We start from the raw sequence: 17,274 nt of genomic DNA on the forward strand, positions 1-17,274 counted from the left end.
TGAATGAAAACGCACCAATTTCTATAAAAATTATTTTTCTAGAAAAATAAACCATAACAAAAAAGGAATCGCCCGGTGTGATCCAAAGCGACGCTTCAAAGGAAAAATTCATACACTTTCATTGCGAGATAGGCGATGCCTGCGCCAATCAGAGGTCCCACCGCAACCCCTCTAAATAAAGCCACAGCGAGGACCGTTCCGAGAACCAGTGCCGTCGTGAGATGAGGATCATCCTCCAATAGGATTAACCCGTTCTTTGCGATCAATGCCACGGCCATACCAGAGGCAAGAGCAATCCAGGCATATGGGGACTTCAACGAATCAAAGAGATCCTTAAAACCGATTTCTCCCGTTGCAATCGGTGCGAGTACCGCAATCGTGATGACGGTAACACCCCAATTAATCCCTTTCGACTGGATCGACGCGAATACTTTTTCATCCATTCCCAGTACCTTTAAAACAATCAAAAATGCTACGGCTATAATAATGGATTGATTTTTTGCAATCAAACCGATTCCTAATAAAAGCAGTAAAAACATGAACGGCTGTGTCATATCCTTCATCTGCCTCCCCTTTATGTACTCCAATCATTATCCTACCATATCAACTTTATCCATCTTTCACAAAATACTGAAACCACCGTAAATAAATCTTCCTTTCATTTCCTGTCTCCGATAAAATAGAATTACTAGACTCGGTAGGAGGGAAGCCCTTGAATTTAGACTATGTTTATCGTACGATCCGTTTCCTGGTCGTGGTAGCGATCATCATTCTCTCATTGATTTCACTCTATTACATATGGAAGCTTGCCTATCCATTCATCATTGCCGTTGCCATCGCCTTACTGATCAATCCCCTGGTGAACGGACTTGAAAAATGGCTTCCGAGGATATGGGCAGTGACCCTGTCCCTCATTCTGATCGTCGCCATATTTGCAGGACTCATCACATTATTGATTGCCGAAATCGTCTCCGGAGCCAATTACTTAGCAGAAGAACTGCCCAAGCATGTTCAAACCCTTGTTACATATGCAGAGGACATCATCGTCGGACAGGTCATCCCGCTTTATAATCAACTCGCCGGTTTATTTAAAAACCTTGAAGCCGGACAACAGGATACGATACTTGAAAATATCCAGACAGCCGGAACTAAAATTGCCACATCCGCAGGCGATTTCCTGCAAAACTTTTTCACCAAACTGCCTCAGCTGATCTCGTGGATCCCAAATGCCGCATCTGTCTTGATATTCGCTGCACTGGCCACGTTCTTCATCAGTAAGGATTGGTATACATTATCTGCTAAAGCAGAAAAAATCATTCCAGGGAAAGCCATGAGCAGTGGAAGAAAAGTATTCATCGACTTAAAGCGTGCCCTGTTCGGTTTCATCCGGGCTCAATTCACCCTCATCTCGATCACCGCGATCATCGTACTGATCGGATTGATCATCCTGAGAGTAGATTACGCAATAACCATCGCCCTCGTGACTGGTCTCGTTGACATCCTGCCTTATCTCGGAACCGGTGCGGTATTCGTCCCTTGGATCGCCTATGAGTTCATCACAGGCAACGTCGGCCTCGGAATCGGTTTGTCGGTTCTCTACATGGTCGTCGTCGTCCAACGTCAGATCATGGAACCGAAAGTATTATCTTCAAGCATCGGGCTCGATCCCCTTGCCACCTTGATTGCACTGTTTGTCGGTTTTAAGTTGATTGGATTTTTAGGTTTGATTGTAGGACCAGTGGTGCTCGTGATCCTTTCCACTTTGAAGCGTGCAGGAGTGTTTGAAGATACGTGGAAATTCATTATGGGTGTAAAATAGCTTTTAACCCGATTACATTAGATGTGCTGTGCATCAGCCCAGGATATGGAATAATGATTAGAAAGTATGCTCGAGTTTGGAGATCTCGTCAGTGGGTTATTTCGAGAGATAGAATAAGCGGAGTAAGTAAGGTTAACCTTCAGAATCGAGATTGAATCTGGGTAAATAGGCGGAATTTTTCCGTTTAAGTAAAGGAAAATCCCACTATTCCGGCTTTTTTGAGTAAATAGCCGGAATAATTCCGTCTATTCAACTTATATTCAGGATTATTTTCTCAATAAGCGGAATTTCTCCGCTTATTTTAGTCGGACATGCTTTAGCATCTCCTGCTCTTATACAACTTACAAGTGGTTTCTATCAAAAAAGGCTTAGAGATAGTGCTATCTCTAAGCCTTTTTTAATTGTGAATTTTACCGTATTGCACCTCACAAGTAAACCCGTTATCTTCACTGTGCAGTGCTTTGTATTATCTGTATATGATGACATTCCCATTATTGATCCATCGTTTGAATAATCGGTAGATGAAAGGTTTGAGCATTTTTCTTGTGGCCGGCAGAAGTAATAGGAAACCAATGGCATCGGTAATGAAACCTGGCGTCAATAGGACGACCCCACCTACTAGAATACAGAGTCCATCCATGATGGCATCTCCCGGAAGCTGGCCATACTGCATATCCCGCTGCGCTTTTCTAATTGTCTCGATCCCCTGCTTCTTCGCAAGGTACGCACCCAGGATCCCGGTCGTAATGATCAATAACACTGTCGGAACAAGACCAATGGCCTGTCCGGAAAGAACCAATAAGCCAATTTCAAGTGCCGGTATGATAATTAATAGTAAAAGCATATATCTCATGATGGATTCCTCCATTAGGTTTAGAGTGCTTGCTTCTTTCTATTATAGCATATTAGAGATTATATGTATTATGTGAGGGGATTGGGTCTGGTTTGGTATTGTTTTATGGTTGTAGGAGGGGGGAGGTTAGTTGGGGTGATTTTGTTGTTTTTTTCTGCAATATCAGCGTTGATTGCGGCACCTTGACCAATCTGTTCAACAGCGTCCAACCAAACTTGTGCCACTTTCACCAAAACTTGTGCCAAAGCCTAAAATTGACATCCATCCCCATTAGCATAAAAAAACCAGAGCCACAAAAGACTCTGGTTCCTAACAAATATCTACTTACAGTACACTAGCATACCCATTATAAATCACGCCATGAGTAGCATCCACTGTGATTTCCTGGCCATTCTTGAATAATGAAGTGGCATGGTCAACACCAACCACTACAGGAATACCTAAGTTGATTCCTACTACAGCTGCATGACTTGTCAGGCCGCCTTCTTCTACGATCAGTGCAGAGCACTTCTCAAGGGCAGGCATCATTTCTTTATCCGTACCGATCGTCACAAGGACAGATCCCTCAGTAGTGTTCTTTACCGCTTCTTCAGCTGTTGTCGCTACTACTGCTTTACCGTAAGCAGATCTGCGGCCGATTCCTTGACCTTTAGCTACGACGTCGCCCACTACATGGATCTTCATCAAGTTCGTCGTTCCTGATTCACCGATCGGAACACCCGCTGTGATAACGATGCGGTCTCCGTGCTTCGTCATACCTGAATTGACGCTCTCTTCAACAGCCATGTCAAGCATTTCATCAGTCGTCGTCACTTTACGTCCAAGTGTTGGATGTACGCCCCAGACAAGTGCCAGACGGCGTGATACAGAATCTGTACCCGTCACAGCAACGATTGGTGCTTTCGGACGATATTTAGAGATCATGCGTGCCGTGTGACCACTCTCGGTCGGAGCGACGATCGCATTCACATCAAGATTAAGAGCCGTGTATGCAACTGATTGCCCGATGGCATCCGTCATATTGTGCTCGCTGTCTTTGCTGCGTGAAGATAGGATCGCGTTGTAATCAAGCGCCGTTTCTGCTCTTGATGCGATGTTATGCATCGTTTGGACCGCTTCTACAGGGTATGAACCTGCTGCCGTTTCACCAGAAAGCATGATCGCGTCCGTACCATCAAAGATGGCGTTGGCAACGTCACTTGCTTCCGCTCTTGTCGGTCTTGGGTTGCGCTGCATAGAATCAAGCATTTGAGTTGCTGTGATGACAGGCTTCCCTAAAGAGTTGCATTTCTTGATCAGCATCTTTTGAACCAGTGGTACTTCTTCCGCAGGGATTTCAACACCAAGGTCTCCACGAGCAACCATCAACCCATCGGACACTTCAAGGATTTCATCGATATTGTCGACACCCTCTTGGTTCTCGATCTTAGGGATGATTTGGATATGAGACGCATTGTGCTCTTCCAATAATTGACGGATTTCCAAGACGTCGGATGCACGACGGACGAACGAAGCCGCAATAAAGTCTACGCCTTGTCCGATCCCGAATACGATATCACTTGCATCTTTATCCGTGATACCAGGAAGGTTCACCGATACACCAGGTACGTTAACACCTTTTTTATTTTTAAGTGTTCCACTGTTGGCAACGTATGTGTGGATTTCACCGTTCGCTTTGTCGATTTCCGTTACTTCCAAACCGATTAATCCGTCATCCAGAAGAATTTTAGAACCAACATGAACATCATCGATTAATCCTTCGTATGTAACGGAGAATTTTTCTGTTGTTCCCTGTACTTCTTTCATGGAAACGATGACGTTTGAACCTTGAGTCAGTTCAATCGCCCCACCTTCCATATTGTTCGTACGGATTTCCGGACCTTTTGTATCAAGCAGGATACCGACTGTTTTGCCGGCTTTTTCGGCTGCTTCGCGGATATTGACGATACGCTGTCCGTGTTCTTCATGGTCACCATGTGAAAAGTTCAAGCGGGAAACGTTCATTCCTGCTTCGATCAGTTGTGATAACTTCTCTACACTTTCACTGGCAGGACCGATCGTACATACTATTTTCGTTTTTCTCATTTTCTTTACCTCCTGAAATCTTACAACAATTTAGATTGAAAGCTCTTTGGAAAGTCTGTACATATTTAAATCAATGACATGTGGCTTGGCAAGTGCTTCTATAATATCGTAATCAACTAATTGATTTTTCTCAATTCCTACCGCTCTGCCGCCTTTTCCTGCAGCCAATAATTCAACGGCATGAGCCCCTAAGCGGCTAGCTAATACTCGGTCTGCAGCAGTCGGCGTTCCACCGCGCTGAATGTGACCAAGAACGGAAACACGCGTATCCATTCCCGTTGCTTCCGTGAAACGGTTCGCGAATTCATTTCCGGACATGACACCTTCTGCGACAATGATGACACTGTGCTTTTTGCCGCGTTCCTGTCCTTTTTTCAAACGGTTCACGACGTCATCAAGGTCGAATTTTTCTTCAGGGATGAGAATCGTTTCAGCTCCACCGGCAAGTCCTGCCCAAAGAGCGATATCTCCTGCGTTTCGTCCCATTACTTCGATGATGAACGTTCTCTCATGGGATGTCGCCGTATCACGGATTTTATCGATGGCATCGATAACTGTGTTAAGAGCTGTATCGAAACCGATCGTATACTCTGTCCCTGGAATATCATTATCAATTGTACCAGGTACACCGACACATGGGTAACCCCATTCAGTCAGGGCTTTTGCCCCTTGGTAAGATCCGTCTCCACCAATGACGACAAGTCCTTCGATGCCGTGTTTTTCTAATTGCTCGATCCCTTTTTTCTGACCTTCTTTTGTTTTGAATTCTTCACAACGGGCTGTATACAGCATCGTTCCGCCGCGGTGAATGATATCACCGACAGAACCAAGCTCGAGCTTCTTGATGTTCCCGTTGATTAACCCATTATACCCTTGATATATTCCGTATACTTCTATATCCATGAAGATTGCTTTACGCACAACTGCACGGACGGCTGCATTCATTCCTGGTGAATCTCCACCACTTGTTAATACACCAATCTTTTTCACTACGATCACCTCATTAAGAAATATGCCTTTATATGTAAATGAATGGTATTGTTAATCGTTTCACATAAATCAAAGAAAAGGAAATTCCCGGTTTGCATTCATTACATTATTATGGACCAATAGACTATGGATTATTTCTAAAATAACACGAAGGTTCAAGGTTCTCAACAAGTTACTAGATGGAAACGCAAAAGACGAAATAATCTATTAAATGGAAGCGTTTTAATTGTTAAAACCTTCAAAATATCGTCACAAACCGTATATTCTTAAGGATTGAATGAAAAAGACTGACAAAAGGTATTTCCTATTTGTCAGTCCATCATTCTTTATGATTTTACCCCGATTAGATCATTTAAAACGGAATATTCACCCATCGCCTTGAATTTTTCGTAGCGATGTTGAATCAATTCGTCCTTTTTCATCGGGATCAACTCTTTCAATGAGCCCTTAAGGACGTCGTTGATATATTTCGCCTGTTCTTCGACATCTTTATGGGCTCCACCTTTTACTTCCGTAATGATTTCATCGATGATTCCAAGCTCCTTTAAATCAGGAGCCGTGATCTTCATGGATTCAGCCGCTCGTTTCGCCTGAGTCGAATCCTTCCAGAGGATCGCAGCTGCCCCTTCAGGAGAGATGACGGAGTATGTGGAGTTTTCAAGCATAAGAATATGATTTCCGACTCCAAGGGCCAATGCACCGCCACTTCCCCCTTCACCGATGACGACGCAGATGACGGGAACGGTCAGGCCGGCCATTTCAACAAGGTTCCGTGCAATGGCTTCACTTTGACCACGCTCTTCCGCGGCTTTCCCGGGGTACGCACCCTTTGTATCGATAAAGCAGATGATCGGGCGGTTAAACTTGTCCGCCTGTTTCATCAAGCGTAACGCTTTACGATATCCTTCAGGGTGTGGCATCCCGAAATTCCTGCGAATGTTTTCTTTCGTATCTTTCCCTCGTTGGTGACCGATGATCGTCACGGGGACATCGTGAAACTTCCCGACGCCTGAAACAATCGCTTCGTCATCCCCATACAGACGATCCCCGTGCATTTCGATAAAGTCCGTAAAGAGATATCCAATGTAATCAAGCGTGGTCGGACGCTCAGGATGACGGGCAACCTGAACCCTTTCCCACGGCTTCATGTTTTCATAAATATCATTTTGAAGCTTTGTAAGCCGAGTCTCCAGCTTCTCGATTTCTTTTGATAAATCGACATCTGAGTTCTGAGTGAATTCCCTCAGTTCGGCAATCTTCTTCTTAAGCTCTAGTACCGGCTTTTCAAATTCCATCTCATTTACCATGGCAGCTCACCGTCCCACTGATGTATATCAAGTACTGTCCCGATCTTTTCCTTTAACTCGAGTCTTGAAATGACTCCATCAAGTTGTCCATGTTTCAATAAAAATTCGGAAGTCTGGAAATCCTCAGGCAGGTCCTCACGAATCGTCTGCTCGATGATCCGTCTGCCCGCGAAGCCAATCAATGCTCCCGGTTCGGCGAAGTTATAGTCGCCTACGGACGCGAAGCTTGCCGATACACCACCAGTTGTCGGGTGGGTCATGATCGAAATGAAGAGTCCCCCGTTTTCGCTCAAACGGTTCAGGGCTACACTGGTCTTCGCCATCTGCATTAAGCTGAGGACACCTTCCTGCATCCTGGCCCCGCCTGAAGCAGTGAAGATGATGAACGGAACCTTCCGTTTATCGGCTTCTTCGATGGCTCTCGTGATTTTCTCTCCGACAACGGACCCCATGCTTCCCATTCTGAATCGGGAATCCATGATGGCTGTCACGACTTCAATGCCGTTTACTTTTCCTGATCCGGTCAGCACGGCTTCATTCATGCCCGTTTTCTTACGGTCCTTGTCCACTTTACTCTCATAATCAGGAAAGTTCAGAGGGTTCGCCGAAGTCAGGTCCTGATCCAGTTCCTTGAACGTGCCTTCATCTATAAAACTATCGACTCTCTCTGGTGAGCTCATACTATGATGATATCCGCAATGGATGCACACCTTTAAGTTCTTTTGAAGTTCTTTCGTATACATGATTTTTTTGCAATCAGGACATTTTGTCATGATGCCTTCCGGAACGTCATGTTTAGCCGCTTCAGAAGGAATCGTTGCATATTTTTTCTTTTTCGATTTGTTAAAAAGTTCCTTTAGCAAGGTGAAACCTCCTTACCGAATGACAGTAGCTTACTTCAGCGGGGAAATATCCCCTGACACGACAGCTGCCCATTCGCTTCTCTATAGTAAATGCATGGTATAAAACTGCTTGACTATCAGTTTAATGGAAGTGTTTAAAAAAAGATGTTGGAAATTGTCGCATCTTCATCGACAATTTTCCTAACCCTTCTATATGTCTCTTGCACAGTCTCTTTCTCTCCATGATCGATGCCGTGGAGCATTCTGATCAATTCTTTCCTCATATCTTCAGTGAGCTTCTTTTCACCGCAGATCAAGGTTTCGAAATCATTCAGGATATTCCAGATCCGTTGCGATAAAAAATTCGAACTGATCATCACAATTTCCCTGAACACGTCGTCCAGATTCTCACATTCAGAAACCAACACTTGTAAGGAATCTGTATTCTTTTTATCTATAAACAAAGCTTTCAGCGCTTCTTTTTCAATCATCATCTTCGTTTGAAGGATATCTTCCTGAGCCATGTCGTCCTGCAGGATGAACATGCCGAGAAGGTCGATCAGGTGATGATCCCTGAAATCCCTCAGAAAGGTTCCTTCTCCCCGGCGTGTCTCGATCAGCCCCAACAATTCAAGGGCCCGGAGTGCTTCCCTCACAGAGGACCGTCCAACGTTCAAACGCTCGGACAGTTCTCTCTCTGATGGAATCTTATCTCCCGGCTTGAGGCAGTCCTTCGATATCATTTCTCTCAACTGGTGAACAATTCCAATATATACTTTAGCGTGTGTATGGAGAGAGTTCACTTCTGTCATCATTCACTCTTCCCGATAACCGCTAAATCTTCCGTTTTCTTACGGATTTCTTCCGGATCTACCTTTAAGCGGGCAACCCCTGTTTCCATCGCTGTCTTCGCAACTGCTGCAGCAACGGCCGGAGCGACACGCTTATCGAAAGGTGCAGGAATGACATAATCCGCATTCAATTCGTCTTCTGTAATAAGTGCTGCGATCGCTTCAACGGCAGCCTGCTTCATTTTTTCATTGATGTGAGTCGCACGGACGTCCAGTGCACCCCTGAAGATTCCCGGGAAGGCAAGGACATTATTCACCTGGTTAGGGAAATCGGAACGACCTGTCCCCACTACCTTGGCTCCAGCTGCTTTCGCAAGTTCCGGCATAATTTCAGGAACCGGGTTCGCCATGGCAAAGATGATCGGATCCTGCTTCATGGAAGAAACCATTTCTTCCGTTAAAGCACCTGCAACGGACACTCCGATGAACACATCGGCATCCTTCAATACTTCTGCAAGGCCGCCCTTGATGTGATCACGATTCGTAAACTTCGCCACTTCGTCTTTCGTCGAGTTCATTCCTTCAGGACGACCTTCGTAAATCGCACCTTTGGAATCACACATGATGATATCCCTTACGCCGTAACGATAAAGGAGTTTGATGATGGCCATACCGGCAGCACCGGCACCGTTCGCCACGACTTTGATCTCGGACATTTTCTTTCCGACAATCTTGAGAGCGTTCACAAGTCCCGCCACGGTTACAATCGCTGTACCATGTTGATCATCGTGGAACACAGGGATATTGGTTTCTTTCTTCAAGCGCTCTTCAATTTCAAAGCAGTTCGGTGCAGCGATGTCTTCCAGGTTCACTCCTCCGAATGTCGGTTCAAGAAGCTTGACGGTTTCAACGATCTTGTCCACATCCGTTGTATTCAAGCAAATCGGAAATGCATCCACCCCGGCAAAGCTCTTGAATAGAACCGCTTTTCCTTCCATAACGGGAAGAGCCGCTTCAGGTCCGATATTTCCAAGACCCAGTACAGCCGTACCATCGGACACGACTGCGACCATATTCCCTTTCATCGTGTAATCATAGACGGTTTCAGGCTTGTCATAAATCACCTTGCAGGGTTCCGCCACCCCCGGGGAGTAAGCTAGACTCAAGTCATCCGCGTTTCGGACTTCCACTTTGGACTTAGACTCTAATTTCCCTTTATTCACTCGATGCATATGCAGAGCTTCTTCACGTAATGACAAATTGACTCACTCCTTCTATTCTTTTACATGCTATGGATCGATCCGGACTCTGACGGATCTTCTAAATGTAAAATGGTATAAGTAAAATAATAAGTTCAGAGGTGGTCAGACCACCTTTTTCTATTAAACAATAATATAAAATATGGTTTTAGTAAAGTATGTTATTGTAATATGACATTTGCCTCGCCAAGAATCCGGGACAATTCCTTTAGTGCCTCCTGTGACGGGGTGATGCGAAGATGGTCCGGAAGTCTTACACTCTTCTTCGCATTTTCATAGTAAACGATGACGGGATTCTTGCCTTTAAACCGTTGAATCGTTTGATGGATCCCCTCCATACACGCTTCATCATCCTGATTTACTGCGATTTTCAAATAGAGTTTTTGGCTGCTCTCTTTCACCCTTGACTGTACACTTTCCATCGTTTCCAACTGGTTCACAATGAATTGAAGCTTGTCGTTGCGGTCTTCTACATTTCCTCCGAATAGGATAATATTCCCTTCTTTCAGCAGCGGCATGTTATTTTTGTAAACATTAGGGAACACCACCGCTTCCATCTCCCCGCTCTCGTCGCCGATTTCAAGGAAAGCCATCACTTCCCCTTTTTTGGTACGGATCGACTTCACCCCGGTAATATAAGCGCCAAGTGAGATTTTCGATCCTTTCTGAAGATCGGCTATCTGCAGCAATCCAAGTCCCTCAAATAAAGGACGGTAGGATGAAACAGGATGATCCGATAAGTAAAGGCCGAGGACCTGCTTCTCAAACTGAAGCTTTGTGTCGATGGTCATATCATCCACTTCCACATATTTAGGCTTCAACATAAACGCTTCTTCTTCATGGAACAGGTCAAGGTCGTCGTCAGGATTCACAAGTTCCGCATGCTGAGCCGCAACGTCCAGGCTCGCAAGCAATGTAGCACGATCGATTCCGAATTCATCAAATGCCCCCGATAACACCAGATTCTCTAAGATCTTCCGGTTGATCGTCTTCGTTGAAACCCTCATGCAAAAATCGAACAGATCCTGAAAAGGCTTTTCCTTTCTCGCGCGGATGATTTCCTTTAAAGCAGCCGCGCCGATACCCTTAATCGCACCGATACTGTAGCGAATCCGATTCTTTCCTTCGACCGTAAACACAAACTGACTGCTATTGATGGACGGAGGTAAAATTTCAATCCCATACTGTGTAGCTTCCCGTATGTACTGAGCCACCTTCGTTTCATTCCCTACGACAGAAGTCAGGAGTGATGACAGGAAAAATGCAGGATAATGGGCTTTCAAGTAAGCAAGCTGATAGGCGATCATACTATAGGCAACCGCATGTGACCGGTTGAAACCGTAGTCGGCAAAACGGACAATCAAATCATAAATCGTATGAGCGACTTCTTCCTTATAACCTTTCCGGATGGAACCGGAAACAAAATGCTCCCTCTCCTGATCGAGGACATCCTTCTTCTTCTTGGAAACGGCCCTTCTGAGGAGATCTGCTTCCCCGAGGGAGAATCCCGCCATTTTCGAAGCAATCTGCATGATCTGCTCCTGATACACGATGACGCCATAAGTCATTTCAAGTATCGGTTTCAAATCAGGATGGGGATACTCCACCTGTTCCGCTCCATGCTTCCGTTTGATATACGTCGGGATATTCTCCATCGGACCCGGACGATACAAGGCATTTACCGCGACGATGTCTTCAAAGGAATTGGGTTTAAGCCTTTTTAGCACATTCCTCATTCCATCCGATTCAAGCTGGAAGATCCCATTGGTTTGACCTTTACTCAATAACTCGAACGTTTTGGCATCATTCATTGGGATCGCCTCGATGGCGAACGATTTATTGCTTCCCATTTGTACGTTTTTCACGATTCTTTCCAAGATGCTTAAGTTGCGAAGACCAAGGAAATCCATTTTCAGCAACCCGATTTCTTCTAAAATATCCATAGAATATTGGGTCAGATGAATTCCCGATGAACTCCCCTGGATCGGTATCCACTGCACTAAAGGTGCTTCACTCATCACGACTCCTGCCGCATGAGTGGAGGTGTGCCTCGGAAGTCCTTCGAGTTTAAGAGCCGTCTGAAACAATTTCTTATAATGATCGGAGCTCATCACAAATTCGCGGAATCCCTTCGATTTTTCATACGCTTCCTTCAAAGAGATCCCCAGCTGATTCGGAACTAGCTTGGATAATTGCTCCTGCTCCTTCATATTCAATCCGAACACACGACCCGTATCCCGGAGCGCCGCTTTCGCTGCAAACGTCCCGAACGTAATGATCTGGGCGACATGGAGGCTGCCGTACTTCCCTTCCACATATTCAATCACTTCATCACGCCTGTGATCCGGGAAATCAATATCGATATCGGGCATGGACACACGTTCCGGATTGAGGAATCGTTCAAACAGTAAATGATGCTCAATCGGATCCACATCCGTAATATTCAATGCGTACGACACGAGGGAACCGGCTGCCGACCCACGTCCCGGTCCTGTCAGGATCCCTCTCTCCTTCGCGTATTTCATGAAATCCCATACGATCAGGAAGTAATCGCTAAAACCCATTCGCCCGATAACGTCAAGCTCGTAATCCAGACGCTCGATGTATTCATCAGAAATGGTATGTACCCGCTCACTTAATCCTTTTTCGCAAAGATGAGTCAATTCCTGAAGTGCAGATACTCCTTCTGGCAATGGATATTTTGGAAGGAGCTGCTGATGGAAAGGAATTGTCAAGTTGCAGCGGTCCGCAATCTTCATTGTATTTTCAAGGGCCGTGATGTGATCGGTGAATAATTCCACCATCTGCTCTTTTCCCTTAAAGTAATACTCCTGCGATTCCAGTACGTCCCGGTCATCCTCAGACAGTTTCACCCCGTCACGGATCGCTCCCATGCATTCATGGGCAAAATGGTCCTCCTGTTCGAGGTACTGCACATCATTGGTCGCCACCAATTCCGCACCTGTTTCATTTGCCACCTGCTGAAGCATGGGGATAAGCGTATCTTCAGACGAAGTCCCGTGGTTTTGGATGCTTACATAAAAGGAATCCCGTCCGAACATCTGCTGATAGGTGCGGATGCACTCCTTCGCTTTTTCTTTTTCACCACTCAGTAACAGGCTCTCGATTTCACCCTTGACGCCTGGAGTGATGGCGATCAATCCCTTACTGTAGGATGAGAGCCACTTCAGCGGTAATCCTTCTTTGGATTTTGCCCCGATGGCACTGGAGATTTTCAATAGATTCTGGTAGCCACTTTGATCTTTCACGAGGAGAATGAGGGGATGGGAACCTTCCTCCGAGGCGATATCTGCGGTCAATCCGATGATCGGCTTTATCTTTTCATTTAAACACGCCTTATAAAAAGGGATCGCGGCATACATCATATTTTTATCCGTCAAGGCAAGCGCCTTGTAGCCTGATTCCTTCGCTTTATGTACAAGTCCATTTATCGATATCGTGCTAGACAAGAGACTATAGGCACTCGCTATTTGTAAATGAACAAATGACATACTATGCACAACCTTTTTCTCAATATACCTTTATTATAAGAAAGAAACCGAAAAAAAGAAAATATGTTCTCCCTCATATCTTGTCCCCGAATCCCATATAGTTATCGTAAAGACACGTAATAGATGGAGATGATGAAATGGCAGAAGCTTTCTTTCCGGAATTATTCAAAAGCTTCTTTATTGCTATGGGTGTACTGCTTGGAGGATCACTGCTCGGAGGATTGGCCTCTTTCGCCATGGGGCAACCTCTATTCATTGAAATGAGACGACTATCCGATTTCCTGCGCATCTGGGCCATCATCGCAGCGATCGGCGGCACATTCGATACAGTCTACAGCTTTGAAAAAGGCTTCCTGAACGGGGAAACGAAAGAGCTCTTCAAACAATTCCTGTGGATCCTCTCTGCCCTCGGCGGAGCTAACACGGCTGCCATGATCATTACCTGGCTGACACAGGAACATATGCCGTCATGAGGATTCCCCCTTTCTACCGGCTCCCCTCCTGGCAGCGGTTCTTCGCCGGAATGGTCGTTGGAGGCATCATCAGCTGGATGATCTTTCTCTTCATGTTCGGCACCATGCACGAAAAACAGGCCCTGAAGATAGAAGAGCAGAAAAATGACATCAGTAAATTGAAGAACACCCTGTCCTATTTACAGGAAGAATATAAACAATTGAATCAGGAAAACGAAAATGAACTCGTGATCCAGGAAGTCAAAATCAAGATCATTAATACAACCAAGACGAAGGTTGAACTGCTGGGTATCCATGAAACCGAGGACAAACTGAGCGAAGACTTGCGGAGCCTTCTGACCAAGGACCTTGAAACGGTATACGGAAATAAGGAGCTCATCAAGAAAATCATTGAAAATAAAACCGTTAAGCTGAATGATAAGAACTTTCGATTGAAAGTGAAGGAAATGTACTTTTTTACGACGACGCAGATTACATTGGAGTTGAAATATGAGGAGGATTAGATTGATTGGGTGGACCTGCCGGGTGGCGGGTTCTTTTTTTTAGATATTTCGGTTCATTCAGCCTTGCTGAGTGGCTTAGTGATGGGCCATCATCCTAGGTTCGTGTGGTGATTGCGTCATTTTCCATCGGGATTGCGTCATAATTAAATTTATTGCGTCATTTTTTTGATAATTACGTCAAAACCGACCTTGATTGCGTCATTCCCATTGACAATTGCGTATTTTTACATAATTATCCATAACCCAACAACTATTCCATCTTCATTGTATACTAAAATTAATCAAAAAAATCCCATTTAACTTGAGAATAATTTCCACTTCCATTCGTTGTACATCATGTAAAGGCCTTTCAACCATATAAGGAGCGAATTCAATGAAAAGTTCACCGACCAATTTCATTACCAGGTTAAAAAAGAAAAAAGAGGATGCATTGGAGTATATAATCGACGCTTACATGCCACTTGTGAAAACCATTGCTACAAAAATTCTACACAATCGAAATCGTCTGGATGTGGATGAATGTATCAACGATGTTTTCCTCACAGTCTGGCAGAATGCCCATCAATTTAAAGGCGAGAAAGAGGATTTCAAAAAATGGATTGGAATGATAGCCAAGTATAAAGCAATCGACCGTTACCGACAGGCTGAGAAACGGAATGCCCGTGAACAGCACGACGAATCCCTCCTTGCAAAATCAGGTACGCCTGGAACCGATGTATCCGTATTGCGCCGGGAAGAAAAAAACGAATTATTATCAGCGATCAGTGGGCTGGAAGAGCTGGACCGGAACATCTTCATGATGAAGTATTACCTGGAGCTGACCAATATGGAAATTGCGGATCAGTTAAACCTTTCGAAAGCAGCGGTGGATAACCGTTTATACCGTGGAAAGAAAAAATTAGCGACCACCATAAAGTTAAAGGAGCGGCTTGTATGAGCATGAAGGAATGGTTGGAGTTGGATATCGATTCACTTGAACTTGAAGAAGTGACGGAGTTGGAAAAAAAGCGAGTCAAACAGCATGTACTGAAGAAACGGGAAAAGAAGCATATATGGAGGAATATCGCGGTGGCATCCGTAATGTTGATCGGAATCTCCACTGCTGCTGGTTATGCCTACCCTTCCCTGGCATCGCAGGTCCCTTTCATGGATGATGTCATACAATATTTCAGCAATGACGAGACATATAAAAAGTTTGACGAGTTCTCCACAGATATCGGTCTGGCAGAAACGAGTAACGGGGTGACCGTACTGATCGACAACGCCGTGTATGACGGCACGAATATTACGGTCTCCTATGCGATTGAAACGGATAAAGACTTTGGGGAAAGCATGAACATCGGCGCCAATTGGTTTGACATCGTCGGATCGAACGGAAGCGGCGGAAGCAGTGAAATCACGAAGATCAGTGATAACCGCTACGTCGGTATATCGACCATCACCCCGAGCTTTAAAGGCGGTGACTATCCGGATAAAGTGGAAATCACTTGGGAACCCCAAACGCTTTCCAGCCTGTCCAATGACGTAAAGGTGGATGGAGACTGGTCCTTCGACTTTTCATTACAACGAGTGAATGGAGATGTCAGGCTCGTAAACGAAACCGTTCAGACGGATGATATTCACTTCACGTTAAAATCCGTTGAGCTTACCGATGTTTCTACGGTCATCGCCTACGAGCAGGCAGTGTCAGACAAACTTCTCGATGAGTGGTCCGAAGTAACACCTGCCTTCACCGTGACAGATGATTTGGGTCATGTTTACCTGGATGGAACGGGTGGCAGCGGATTTTCAGCGGATGGCGGTAAAACATTTGAAGGAACGACTTCTTTTGGTACCATCCAGGAAGATGCCACTCAGCTCATCATCAACCCCGTGGAAATCGCCAGCCTGATGTATGGGAAAGGTCACTCGGAAATCGAACTTGAACCAATCGTCATCGATTTAAAATAATCAATTCCTCCCTTATTCAAGTTGAAATCCGGACTTTAATAGGGGAGTTATGATTTCATCCAATTTTGTATCTCTCTCCCTACCCGGTCAGGACAATCCCAATGTACGTTATGTTTGGTATGATCAATTCCAACCACTTTCACATCTTTAATTGCCCCCAGCAGTTTCCCGATTCCGTTCTGACGTGAGCGATCTGAGGAAGGGACTGTTGCATGAAAAAATAAAACAGGGCACTCAATCGATTGATACGTTGTCGAACATGGTTCATGATAAAACGCTTTGATCGTTGCCAATAGACTCTTCCTGTCAGCTTTCAACTGAAAATGGTCATCCTCTTTCACAAAGTTTGAAGAAATGATCTCATCAAGTTGCGGATTCCATTGCCTAGTCGTGTACTCACAATAGGTCTTCACCACATCATTCCAAGTCTCATATGCGCTCGAATCAATGTAGTCCTCCCAGTCCCTAAGAGCTTTTCCCCTAGTGTATCCCGCAACCATTTCCGGGAAAACATACCCTCCATCTATTAAAATAAGACCCTCAATTTGTTCCGGAAATTGCTTTGCCATATGCAATGACAGGTCTGCTCCCCAGGAATGACCCAGTACATATACTGGTTTAGACGCTGCCCGTCTGATGACACCCATTATCCGTTTGGCAAGTGTGGTAAACAGATAGTCCTCTTCGTGGGGAAGGGGCTTTGTTTCACCGTGTCCGGGAAGGTCCAATAGAATGAGATGAAAATCGTTGCGGAGATATCCTGTGAGTTCTATAAAACTTTTGGAGTCCCCTGTCATTCCGTGGAGACATACTAGAGTGGGTAAGTGTTTGTCACCTATTTCATAAGTTGTAAAGCTGTGGCCGCCTACCGTTACTATCAATTCCCTCAT

15 protein-coding genes are annotated in these 17,274 nt (G+C 45.0%); 5 read left to right on the forward strand and 10 right to left on the reverse strand.

Features of this window, described 5'->3' with window-relative positions:
• Positions 1 to 95: 95 nt before the first annotated feature.
• Complete coding sequence (locus SLH55_RS01520) at positions 96 to 554, reverse strand: DUF441 domain-containing protein (RefSeq protein ID WP_219166914.1); 459 nt, start codon at positions 552 to 554, stop codon at positions 96 to 98.
• Between the two features lie 158 nt (positions 555 to 712).
• Here SLH55_RS01520 and ytvI point away from each other — a divergent pair, with 158 nt between their 5' ends.
• Complete coding sequence (gene ytvI, locus SLH55_RS01525) at positions 713 to 1,819, forward strand: sporulation integral membrane protein YtvI (RefSeq protein ID WP_219166733.1); 1,107 nt, start codon at positions 713 to 715, stop codon at positions 1,817 to 1,819.
• 466 nt (positions 1,820 to 2,285) lie between these two features.
• On the opposite strand, the gene SLH55_RS01530 is transcribed toward ytvI, so the two are convergent.
• The 8 genes from SLH55_RS01530 to dnaE form a co-directional block, all read right to left on the reverse strand.
• On the reverse strand, positions 2,286 to 2,672 hold the full coding sequence (locus SLH55_RS01530; protein WP_320322354.1) for an FxsA family protein: 387 nt from the start codon (positions 2,670 to 2,672) through the stop codon (positions 2,286 to 2,288).
• Between the two features lie 324 nt (positions 2,673 to 2,996).
• The gene (gene pyk, locus SLH55_RS01535) at positions 2,997 to 4,757 is read right to left on the reverse strand and encodes a pyruvate kinase (RefSeq protein WP_219166731.1); all 1,761 of its coding nucleotides are present in this window, start codon (positions 4,755 to 4,757) and stop codon (positions 2,997 to 2,999) included.
• A gap of 30 nt (positions 4,758 to 4,787) precedes the next feature.
• Positions 4,788 to 5,747: a 6-phosphofructokinase gene (gene pfkA, locus SLH55_RS01540; RefSeq protein WP_219166730.1), complete on the reverse strand. Its 960-nt coding sequence runs from the start codon at positions 5,745 to 5,747 to the stop codon at positions 4,788 to 4,790.
• A 326-nt stretch (positions 5,748 to 6,073) separates the two neighbouring features.
• Positions 6,074 to 7,054 (reverse strand): acetyl-CoA carboxylase carboxyl transferase subunit alpha, encoded by a 981-nt coding sequence (gene accA / locus SLH55_RS01545; protein ID WP_219166729.1) that lies wholly within the window; start codon positions 7,052 to 7,054, stop codon positions 6,074 to 6,076.
• Positions 7,048 to 7,917 carry an acetyl-CoA carboxylase, carboxyltransferase subunit beta gene (gene accD / locus SLH55_RS01550; protein WP_219166728.1) on the reverse strand — a complete coding sequence of 290 codons (870 nt, stop codon included), beginning with the start codon at positions 7,915 to 7,917 and terminating at the stop codon, positions 7,048 to 7,050. Before accD ends, accA begins: the two co-directional genes overlap by 7 nt.
• A 134-nt stretch (positions 7,918 to 8,051) precedes the next feature.
• Positions 8,052 to 8,708, reverse strand: a complete 657-nt coding sequence (locus SLH55_RS01555; protein WP_320322355.1) for a FadR/GntR family transcriptional regulator — start codon at positions 8,706 to 8,708, stop codon at positions 8,052 to 8,054.
• On the reverse strand, positions 8,708 to 9,946 hold the full coding sequence (locus tag SLH55_RS01560) for an NADP-dependent malic enzyme (RefSeq protein ID WP_219166726.1): 1,239 nt from the start codon (positions 9,944 to 9,946) through the stop codon (positions 8,708 to 8,710). Before SLH55_RS01560 ends, SLH55_RS01555 begins: the two co-directional genes overlap by 1 nt.
• A 161-nt stretch (positions 9,947 to 10,107) precedes the next feature.
• Entirely contained in the window at positions 10,108 to 13,458 is a 3,351-nt protein-coding gene (gene dnaE, locus SLH55_RS01565) for a DNA polymerase III subunit alpha (RefSeq protein ID WP_320322356.1), read from the reverse strand.
• Positions 13,459 to 13,595: 137 nt separating this feature from the next.
• Between dnaE and SLH55_RS01570 the strand changes: the two genes are divergently transcribed.
• From SLH55_RS01570 to SLH55_RS01585, 4 genes are all read left to right on the forward strand, one after another.
• Positions 13,596 to 13,931: a YtrH family sporulation protein gene (locus tag SLH55_RS01570; protein WP_034756917.1), complete on the forward strand. Its 336-nt coding sequence runs from the start codon at positions 13,596 to 13,598 to the stop codon at positions 13,929 to 13,931.
• The gene (ytrI, locus tag SLH55_RS01575; protein ID WP_219166724.1) at positions 13,928 to 14,434 is read left to right on the forward strand and encodes a sporulation membrane protein YtrI; all 507 of its coding nucleotides are present in this window, start codon (positions 13,928 to 13,930) and stop codon (positions 14,432 to 14,434) included. Before SLH55_RS01570 ends, ytrI begins: the two co-directional genes overlap by 4 nt.
• Positions 14,435 to 14,807: 373 nt before the next feature.
• A complete protein-coding gene (locus SLH55_RS01580; protein WP_320322357.1) occupies positions 14,808 to 15,371 on the forward strand; it encodes a sigma-70 family RNA polymerase sigma factor in 564 nt (187 codons plus the stop codon).
• Positions 15,368 to 16,384 carry a DUF4179 domain-containing protein gene (locus tag SLH55_RS01585; protein WP_320322358.1) on the forward strand — a complete coding sequence of 339 codons (1,017 nt, stop codon included), beginning with the start codon at positions 15,368 to 15,370 and terminating at the stop codon, positions 16,382 to 16,384. Before SLH55_RS01580 ends, SLH55_RS01585 begins: the two co-directional genes overlap by 4 nt.
• A 47-nt stretch (positions 16,385 to 16,431) precedes the next feature.
• Here the strand turns inward: SLH55_RS01585 and SLH55_RS01590 are convergent, their stop codons facing one another.
• A complete protein-coding gene (locus tag SLH55_RS01590) occupies positions 16,432 to 17,274 on the reverse strand; it encodes an alpha/beta hydrolase (RefSeq protein WP_320322359.1) in 843 nt (280 codons plus the stop codon).

The sequence above is a fragment of the Rossellomorea sp. YZS02 genome, assembly GCF_033963925.1.
GTDB lineage: Bacteria > Bacillota > Bacilli > Bacillales > Bacillaceae_B > Rossellomorea.

What these genes read in the sequence shown, in the direction of transcription:
- SLH55_RS01555 (WP_320322355.1), bottom strand. Translation starts at nt 8,708, where the DNA reads ATGACAGAAGTGAACTCTCTCCATACACACGCTAAAGTATATATTGGA.
- SLH55_RS01530 (WP_320322354.1), bottom strand. Translation starts at nt 2,672, where the DNA reads ATGAGATATATGCTTTTACTATTAATTATCATACCGGCACTTGAAATT.
- accA (WP_219166729.1), bottom strand. Translation starts at nt 7,054, where the DNA reads ATGGTAAATGAGATGGAATTTGAAAAGCCGGTACTAGAGCTTAAGAAG.
- dnaE (WP_320322356.1), bottom strand. Translation starts at nt 13,458, where the DNA reads ATGTCATTTGTTCATTTACAAATAGCGAGTGCCTATAGTCTCTTGTCT.
- SLH55_RS01520 (WP_219166914.1), bottom strand. Translation starts at nt 554, where the DNA reads ATGACACAGCCGTTCATGTTTTTACTGCTTTTATTAGGAATCGGTTTG.
- SLH55_RS01585 (WP_320322358.1), top strand. Translation starts at nt 15,368, where the DNA reads ATGAGCATGAAGGAATGGTTGGAGTTGGATATCGATTCACTTGAACTT.
- SLH55_RS01590 (WP_320322359.1), bottom strand. Translation starts at nt 17,274, where the DNA reads ATGAGGGAATTGATAGTAACGGTAGGCGGCCACAGCTTTACAACTTAT.
- SLH55_RS01580 (WP_320322357.1), top strand. Translation starts at nt 14,808, where the DNA reads ATGAAAAGTTCACCGACCAATTTCATTACCAGGTTAAAAAAGAAAAAA.
- SLH55_RS01570 (WP_034756917.1), top strand. Translation starts at nt 13,596, where the DNA reads ATGGCAGAAGCTTTCTTTCCGGAATTATTCAAAAGCTTCTTTATTGCT.
- ytrI (WP_219166724.1), top strand. Translation starts at nt 13,928, where the DNA reads ATGAGGATTCCCCCTTTCTACCGGCTCCCCTCCTGGCAGCGGTTCTTC.
- pyk (WP_219166731.1), bottom strand. Translation starts at nt 4,757, where the DNA reads ATGAGAAAAACGAAAATAGTATGTACGATCGGTCCTGCCAGTGAAAGT.